This is a genomic window from Paracoccus sp. PAMC 22219 (assembly GCF_000787695.1).
GTDB lineage: Bacteria > Pseudomonadota > Alphaproteobacteria > Rhodobacterales > Rhodobacteraceae > Paracoccus.
Window position 1 is genome coordinate 1 of sequence record NZ_BBPH01000203.1, and the last position, 8,056, is coordinate 8,056.

General features: G+C 65.7%; 6 protein-coding genes and 2 pseudogenes. 4 read left to right on the plus strand and 4 right to left on the minus strand.

What is annotated here, in order from left to right:
* Window positions 1–212 precede the first annotated feature (212 nt).
* Window positions 213–914: a phosphatidylcholine/phosphatidylserine synthase gene (locus tag TY51_RS18385; protein WP_042252467.1), complete on the plus strand. Its 702-nt coding sequence runs from the start codon at window positions 213–215 to the stop codon at window positions 912–914.
* Here TY51_RS18385 and TY51_RS18390 read toward each other — a convergent pair.
* From TY51_RS18390 to TY51_RS18405, 4 genes are all read right to left on the minus strand, one after another.
* Window positions 911–1,093 (minus strand): hypothetical protein, encoded by a 183-nt coding sequence (locus TY51_RS18390; protein ID WP_042252470.1) that lies wholly within the window; start codon window positions 1,091–1,093, stop codon window positions 911–913. The genes TY51_RS18385 and TY51_RS18390 overlap by 4 nt on opposite strands.
* A 71-nt stretch (window positions 1,094–1,164) precedes the next feature.
* Window positions 1,165–2,457, minus strand: a complete 1,293-nt coding sequence (gene fucP, locus TY51_RS18395) for an L-fucose:H+ symporter permease (RefSeq protein WP_042252473.1) — start codon at window positions 2,455–2,457, stop codon at window positions 1,165–1,167.
* 112 nt (window positions 2,458–2,569) lie between these two features.
* Window positions 2,570–4,102: a sodium:alanine symporter family protein gene (locus TY51_RS18400; RefSeq protein WP_042252475.1), complete on the minus strand. Its 1,533-nt coding sequence runs from the start codon at window positions 4,100–4,102 to the stop codon at window positions 2,570–2,572.
* 26 nt (window positions 4,103–4,128) lie between these two features.
* Window positions 4,129–4,563 carry a universal stress protein gene (locus TY51_RS18405; protein WP_042252478.1) on the minus strand — a complete coding sequence of 145 codons (435 nt, stop codon included), beginning with the start codon at window positions 4,561–4,563 and terminating at the stop codon, window positions 4,129–4,131.
* Between the two features lie 355 nt (window positions 4,564–4,918).
* Between TY51_RS18405 and TY51_RS18410 the strand changes: the two genes are divergently transcribed.
* The 3 genes and pseudogenes from TY51_RS18410 to TY51_RS18420 all read left to right on the plus strand — a co-directional run.
* Window positions 4,919–6,481, plus strand: a complete 1,563-nt coding sequence (locus TY51_RS18410) for a 2-isopropylmalate synthase (protein WP_042252481.1) — start codon at window positions 4,919–4,921, stop codon at window positions 6,479–6,481.
* A 185-nt stretch (window positions 6,482–6,666) separates the two neighbouring features.
* A pseudogene (locus TY51_RS18415) lies at window positions 6,667–7,699 on the plus strand (rod shape-determining protein).
* A gap of 23 nt (window positions 7,700–7,722) precedes the next feature.
* Window positions 7,723–8,056 (plus strand): annotated as a pseudogene (locus TY51_RS18420) (rod shape-determining protein MreC); the annotation flags it as partial.

The following is an 8,056-nucleotide window of genomic DNA, read 5'->3' on the forward strand; positions in this document are numbered from 1 at the left end:
AGGCGCTGGCCGAGGCGCTGGCCTTTCTGCCCGCCCAACCCGGCGGCGTCGACATCAGCTTTTCCGACGCGCCGCCCCCCGCGGGATCGCTGCTGTTCGACCTGACGCCCCCCGAGCCCGAGGAACCGGCACCGCGTCCGAAAGGCCCCCCGATCCTGCGCTGAACGGGCAAGTGCGGTTGCACTGGGGGTTTCAACCTGCGATTAAACCGCATGCAGATGCGTCACAAAGCCCTTTCCGTCCATCTTTTGACCGCCACCGGGGCGGTCCTTGCCATGCTGGCCATGCTGGCCGCGGTGCAGGCGGACTGGGCGCTGATGTTCCTGTGGCTGGTGGTGGCCTTTGTCGTCGACGGCATCGATGGTCCGCTGGCGCGTCGGTACGACGTCAAGAAGAACTGGCCCGCCTATGACGGCGTGCTGATGGACCTGATCATCGACTATCTGACCTATGTGTTCATCCCGGCCTTTGCGCTGTTCCAGTCGGGACTGCTGTCGGGCTGGACGGGCTGGTTCGCGATCATCGTGATCGTGTTCACCAGCGTGGTCTATTTCGCGGACACGCGGATGAAGACGCGGGACAATTCCTTTGCGGGCTTTCCCGGCTGCTGGAACATGGTCATCCTGGTCCTGTTCGCAGTCGAGCCGCACTGGACCATCATCCTGGTGATCGTCACGGCGCTGAGTGCGGCGATGTTCACCAACATCAAGTTCATCCACCCCGTCCGCACCAAGCGCTGGCAGGCGATCTCGCTGCCCGTGGCGCTGGCATGGGTGCTGTTTGCGGGCTGGGCTGCGGTGGTCGACTTCCATCCGGAAAGCTGGGCGAACTGGGGTCTGGTCCTGACCTCGGGGTGGTTGCTGGTGGCGGGTGCCGCGCAGCAGATGATCCCGGTGCGCCGCCGCCGCCGTTAGGCCGCGCGCAGCCGTCCCGTCAGCCGCCGCAGCAGCGCCCGCAGGGACCAGGACGGTCGCGCGGCATTCAGCGCGCCGATCTGATGGGGCAGCAGGAACAGGCCGGCGGTGGGCCGCGGCGCCCGGCGCGCCATCGCCCGACCGGCGTCGTCAAGATACAGTCCGTAATAGGCAAGCATGGGGGCGGTCCTTTCGCAGATCCTGCCCCCTATGTTGGCGCTATCAGCTCGGCGGGCAACCGCCTGAATGGTCAATGCTGCGTTGCAGCATCGGCATGGCGGGACGATCGCAGATCGAACAGCCCATAGGCCGCGACGACCAGGAAGCACAGCCCCGGCACCACATAGGACAGCGCCGCCCCGTGGGAATCCATGACCGCGCCATGGATCAGCGGCACGGTCGCACCGCCCAGGATCGCCATCACCAGCCCCGCGGCGCCGAACTTGGTGTCGTCGCCGAGGCCATGCAGGGCGATGCCATAGATGGTGGGAAACATCAGCGACAGACAGGCCGACACGCCCACCACCGCCCAGACACCCGCCAGCCCCGGCCCCGTGGCCGCGAACAGGCACAGGCCCGTTCCCGCCACGGCCATCACCGTCAACAGCGCCGCGGGCCGGATCACGCCCATCACGCCGACCATGACGAACCGCGCGATCAGGAACACGATCAGGCTGGCCTGCAGGTACCATCCGGCCTGCGCCTCGGTCCCGCCGATGGCGGCGATCACGTATTGGATGGTGAAGGTCCACACACAGGTCTGGGCGGCCACGTTGAAGAACTGGGCCACCACCCCGAACACGTAATGCCGGTTCGACAGCAGCCGCCGCAGCGTCGGCGCGAACTGCACGCGGGCGGCATCGGGGGCGATGGATTCGCGGTCGGTGGGGATGCGCAGGAACGCGATGGCAACCCAGATGACCAACAGCACAAAGGCCAGCCCGACATAGGGCGTCATCACCGCGGACAGTTCGGCGCGCTGGATCTCCTCCAGCGCGGTGGCGGGCATGGCGGCGCGTTCGGCGTCGGTGGCCGGGTTCAGCCGCGGCAGGATCAGCGTCGCGGCCAGAAAGACGCCGATGTTCGTGCCCACCGGGTTGAAGGCCTGTGCCAGGTTCAGGCGGCGGGTGGCGTTGCCTTCGGGGCCCATCGCGATGACGAAGGGGTTGGCCGAGGTCTCCAGGATCGACAGCCCGCCCGCCAGCAGGAACAGCGCCGCCAGGAAATAGCCGAAGGTCATGGCCTGCGCCGCGGGATAGAACAGGAAGGCCCCCGCGACAGCACAACCCAGGCCGGTCAGGATGCCGGTTTTGTAGGAGAAGCGTCGGTTGATGAAGGCCGCGGGCAGGGCCAGCAGGAAATAGGCCCCGTAATAGGCGAACTGGACAAAGGACGCCTGCAGCGTCGACATCGAGAAGATGCGCGAGAAGACCTGGACCAGCGGGTCGGTCATGTTCGCCGCGATCCCCCAGGCCGCAAAGCAGGTCACCAGCAGCGCGAAGGGGACACGCATTCCGGGGTGGACGAAGGGGGGCTTTGGCATCGGGGTTCTCCTGCGCGGACCGGGCGCCGTTTGGCACAGATCGGCCGCGTGGACCACCGCGAATGAAAAGGGGGGCGGTTCCCCGCCCCCCGTCGCGTCGTTGTGACAGGCGCTATTCGTACTTGCGGATGTCGCCGGATTTCAGGCGACCCAGATAGCGGTTCATTTCTGCCTTGACGACGGGCATCAGCAGGTACAGCGCGATGATGTTGGGGATCGCCATCGCAAAGATCATCGCATCCGAGAAGTCGATGACCGGGCCCAGGCTGGCCGAGGCGCCGATGACCACGAACAGGCAGAAGATGATCTTGAAGATCAGCTCCTTGGTCTGGCCCTCTCCGAACAGGAAGGTCCAGGCCTTGAGGCCGTAATAGCTCCACGAGATCATGGTCGAGAAGGCGAACATCACCACCGCGACCACCAGGATATAGCGGAACCAGCCGAACGCGCTGCTGAAGGCGTCCGATGTCAGCGCCACGCCGGTGTTGCCGGTCACGGTGCGGATCTGGTCGCCCGCCTCGTTCAGGACGAACATGCCGGTGGTGGGGTCGGAGATCAGCTGGCCGGTGATGATGATCACCAGCGCGGTCATGGTGCAGATCACCACGGTGTCGATGAACGGTTCCAGCAGCGACACGAAGCCTTCGGTCACAGGCTCCTTGGTGCGCACCGCGCTGTGGGCGATGGCGGCGGACCCGATGCCGGCCTCGTTCGAGAAGGCTGCCCGACGGAAGCCTTGGATCAGTGCGCCGATGGCCCCGCCCACGACGCCGTCGTTGGTGAAGGCACCCGCGAAGATCTGCTGGAAGGCCTGACCGATCATGTCATAGTTCATGCCGATGATGATCAGCGCGGTGCCGACATACAGCGCCGCCATGAAGGGCACGATCTTTTCGGTCACGCTGGCGATGGATTTCAGGCCGCCGACGATGACCAGGAACACGATGATCGCCATCACCACGCCGGTGATCCAGCCGGGATAGTCGCCCATCACGTTGATCAGCTGCGCATGCGCCTGGTTGGCCTGGAACATGTTCCCGCCGCCAAAGCTGCCCAAGATGCAGAAGATCGCGAACATCACGGCCAGGATGCGCCCGCCCGGCAGGCCGCGTTCGGCAAAGCCCTTGACCATGTAGTACATCGGGCCGCCCGACACGGTGCCGTCAGCGTATTCGTTGCGGTATTTGACGCCAAGCGTGCATTCGGTGAACTTGGCGGCCATCCCCAGAAGACCCGCCAGGATCATCCAGAACGTGGCGCCCGGTCCGCCGATGCTGACCGCCACCGCGACGCCCGCGATGTTGCCCAGGCCCACCGTGCCCGACAGGGCGGTGGTCAGGGCCTGGAAGTGGCTGACCTCTCCGGCGTCGTTGGGGTCGGAATAGTCGCCCCGCACAAGCGCGATGGCATGGCCGAAGGCGCGCAGCTGAATGAAGCCGAAGTACAGCGTGAAGACGCTTGCCGCGACGACCAGCCAGCCGACGATCCATGGGAATGTGGTGCCTGGAAAGTTGGAAAAGATCAGGCTGACGAACCAGCCCGTGGAATTGGCAAAGACCTGGTTGACGGTTTCGTCGATGCCCTGTGCCGCGGCGGGCCCCGCGGCCAGCGCCGCAAGGGCCGCGGCTGTGATGCGTGTTTTCATTGTCGTTGTCCCTGTTGCTTGGCCGGTCACGGCACGATGACCACGGGCACCGGCGCGACCTGCGCCAGCGTCGCCGCGACCGATCCGAAGATGCGCGACGCAAAGCCCGAATCGCCCATCCGCCCGATGAAGATCATCGCCGCGCCTTCATCCTTGGCGATGCGGCACAGCGTTTCGGCGATATGGCCGTATCGCAGCGTGGTGGCGCAGGGGATGCCCGCGTCCTCGACCCGCTTGACCATGGGGGTCAGGATGGCGGCCTCGGCGCGCTGCAGCTCCTCCTTGCGGCGGCGGTGTCGTTCCTCGACCTCGCTTGGCGTCAGGAAGCTGTAGGGCGACCATTCCAGCACATGCGCGATCAGGATGTTGTCGCCCTGCGCCTGCGCGCGGGAGATGGCAAAGTCCAAGGCGCGGATCGAGGCATCGCTGCCGTCGAAACCGACGACGATCTTGCGTGACATTCGTTGCCCTCATCTGTTGGGTGTCGTTTTTCGTTGTCGTGATGAAAGGATAGGCAGGCTTGCCGGGCGGGGCCAGACATAAATGTGTCGCTACAATGACAAAGGCCGGAATTGCCTTGCGGACGGGCGCTGTCGATCAGGGGTTTTCAAGATGCGCGCGGGGGGGCATATTCACTGCCATGACCCGGATGCGCCACATCGCCACCGCCCGCACCGCGCCCCACGGCGCGCGTCTGGCCGTGCAGCTTCGCGGTCTGCTGCTTCTTACGCTGCGCTGAGCGGGTCTTCCGGGCCGCCGCTCAGACAGGTCAGCGCCCGGGCAACCCCACAGGACCACGTAAGAAAGACCAAGCCAATGACCGAACAGAACCGCGTCGTGATCTTTGACACCACGCTGCGCGACGGCGAACAGTCCCCCGGCGCCACCATGTCCCATGCCGAAAAGCTGGAAATCGCCGCCATGCTGGACGAGATGGGCGTCGACGTGATCGAGGCCGGATTTCCCATCGCCTCGGAAGGCGATTTCGCCGCCGTGTCCGAGATCGCGCGTCTGGCGAAAACCAGCGTCATCTGCGGCCTGGCCCGCGCGCAGATCCCCGACATCGACCGCTGCTGGGAAGCCGTGAAGCATGCCCGCCAGCCGCGCATCCACACCTTCATCGGCACCTCGCCGCTGCACCGGGCGATCCCGAACCTGGACATGGACCAGATGGCGGACCGCATCCACCAGACCGTGACCCATGCCCGCAACCTGTGCGACAATGTGCAATGGTCGCCCATGGACGCCACGCGGACCGAACACGACTATCTGTGCCGCGTGGTGGAAATCGCCATCAAGGCGGGTGCCACGACGATCAACATTCCCGACACGGTCGGCTATACCGCGCCGCGCGAAAGCGCCGCGCTGATCCGCATGCTGCTGGAACGGGTACCGGGCGCGGATGACATCATCTTTGCCACGCATTGCCACAACGACCTGGGCATGGCGACCGCCAACGCCCTGGCCGCGGTCGAGGCCGGAGCCCGCCAGATCGAATGCACGATCAACGGTCTGGGCGAACGCGCCGGCAACACCGCGCTGGAGGAGGTCGTGATGGCGATGCGGGTCAGGAACGACATCATGCCGTACCGGACGGGCATCGACACGACCAAGATCATGGGGATTTCCCGCCGCGTGGCGGCCGTGTCGGGCTTTCCGGTGCAGTTCAACAAGGCCATCGTCGGCAAGAACGCCTTTCTGCATGAAAGCGGCATCCACCAGGACGGCGTGCTGAAGAACGTCGAGACGTTCGAGATCATGCGCCCCGCCGATATCGGCCTGACCGAGAACAACATCGCCATGGGCAAGCATTCGGGCCGCGCGGCCCTGCGCGCCAAGCTGGCCGATCTGGGCTACGAGGTGGGCGACAACCAGCTCAAGGACATCTTCGTGCGGTTCAAGGCCTTGGCCGACCGCAAGAAGGAGGTCTATGACGACGACATCATCGCGCTGGTCCTGGACGCCGCCGCCAACACCGCCGAGGATCACCTGCAGGTCAAGCACCTGCGGGTCGTCTGTGGCAGCGACGGGCAGTCGGCAGAGTTGACCATGATCGTGGACGGCGTCGAAAAGCGCGCCGAAACCACCGGCGATGGGCCGGTCGACGCGTGCTTCAACGCGGTTCGGGAAATCTTTCCGCACGCGGCGCGGCTGCAGCTGTACCAGGTTCATGCCGTGACCGAGGGCACCGACGCGCAGGCCACCGTCAGCGTCCGCATGGAGGAGGAGGGCCGCATCGTCACCGGTCAGGCAGCCGACACGGACACGATCCTGGCCTCGGTCAAGGCCTATGTCGGCGCGCTGAACCGGCTGATCATGCGCCGCGCGATGACCGGGCGCGACACGGACGCCAAGCAGATCAGCATGTATTCGCACTAAGGCCCGCGGGGGGCATCGTGTCCCCCCGGCACCACCCGCAGGAGAAATGCCGCTGTCGGCGCAATGCGCGCATCGGGGCTTTTCCGGTGCGGCGCACGGCTCTATACGGGGCCACGTCCGTCAGGGCGATCACGAACCATCAAAACAGGGCAGGCCGGGCCAACCGGCGGGAAAAGGATACGGGCATGGCATTCGGCGGTTTGTTTTCGACCGACATCGCAATCGACCTGGGGACGGCGAACACGCTGATCTATGTCAAGGGCAAGGGCATCATCCTGAACGAGCCCTCGGTCGTGGCCTATCACGTCAAGGACGGCAAGCGCGTCGTCCTGGCCGTCGGAGAGGACGCGAAACTGATGCTGGGCCGCACGCCCGGCTCCATCGAGGCCATCCGCCCGATGCGCGAGGCGTCATCGCCGATTTCGACAGCGCCGAGCAGATGATCAAGCACTTCATCAAGAAGGTGTTCAAGCGCACGACCTTCTCCAAGCCCAAGATCATCGTCTGCGTTCCGCACGGCGCGACACCGGTTGAAAAGCGCGCGATCCGCCAGTCGGTCCTGTCCGCAGCGCCCGCAAGGCCGGCCTGATCGCGGAACCCATCGCCGCGGCCATCGGCGCCGGCATGCCCATCACCGAACCCACCGGCAGCATGGTCGTCGACATCGGCGGCGGCACCACCGAGGTCGCGGTCCTGTCCCTGGGCGACGTCGTCTATGCCCGGTCCGTCCGCATCGGCGGCGACCGCATGGACGAGGCGATCATCAACTATCTGCGCCGCAACCAGAACATGCTGATCGGCGAATCGACCGCAGAACGCATCAAGACCAGCATCGGCACCGCCCGCATGCCCGACGACGGGCGTGGCGCCACGCTGATGATCCGCGGCCGCGATCTGCTGAACGGCATCCCCAAGGAAATCGAGATCAGCCAGGCGATGATCGCCGAAGCGCTGTCCGAGCCCGTCCAGGCCATCTGCGAGGCCGTGATGGTCGCGCTGGAAGCGACGCCCCCGGATCTGGCCGCCGACATCGTCGACCGCGGCGTGATGCTGACCGGCGGTGGCGCCATGCTGGGCGAGCTGGACCTGGCGCTGCGCGAGCAGACCGGCCTGTCGATCAGCCTGGCCGACCAGCCGATGAGCTGTGTGGCCCTTGGCACCGGCAAGGCGCTGGAGTTCGAAAAGCAGCTGCGTCACGTCATCGACTACGACAGCTGATCGCGCAGGCAGGGAGCGCCTGAATGGCGCAGAAAAGCACCGATTTCGCCACCCCCGTGCGCCGCGTCCTGATCGCGGTGCTGGCGCTTGCGCTGCTGGCGGTGTTCCTGTTCTGGCGCATCGACAGCCCGCGGGCCGAGATGATGCGCACGGCCATGATCGACCGCATCGTGCCGCGGTTCGAATGGGCCGTGTCGCCGGTGACCAAGGTCACCCAGATGGTCGCGGGCTTTCAAAGCTATGCCCGCATCTATGAACAGAACCAGGAACTGCGCCGCGAATTGCAGCGCATGTCCGCCTGGCGCGAGGCCGCCGTCCAGCTGGAGCAGGAGAACTCCAAGCTGATGGCGCAGAACA

Excerpts from the sequence above, each read along its gene's own strand:
- TY51_RS18385 (WP_042252467.1), top strand. The coding sequence starts at position 213 with ATGCAGATGCGTCACAAAGCCCTTTCCGTCCATCTTTTGACCGCCACC.
- TY51_RS18390 (WP_042252470.1), bottom strand. The coding sequence starts at position 1,093 with ATGCTTGCCTATTACGGACTGTATCTTGACGACGCCGGTCGGGCGATG.
- fucP (WP_042252473.1), bottom strand. The coding sequence starts at position 2,457 with ATGCCAAAGCCCCCCTTCGTCCACCCCGGAATGCGTGTCCCCTTCGCG.
- TY51_RS18400 (WP_042252475.1), bottom strand. The coding sequence starts at position 4,102 with ATGAAAACACGCATCACAGCCGCGGCCCTTGCGGCGCTGGCCGCGGGG.
- TY51_RS18405 (WP_042252478.1), bottom strand. The coding sequence starts at position 4,563 with ATGTCACGCAAGATCGTCGTCGGTTTCGACGGCAGCGATGCCTCGATC.
- TY51_RS18410 (WP_042252481.1), top strand. The coding sequence starts at position 4,919 with ATGACCGAACAGAACCGCGTCGTGATCTTTGACACCACGCTGCGCGAC.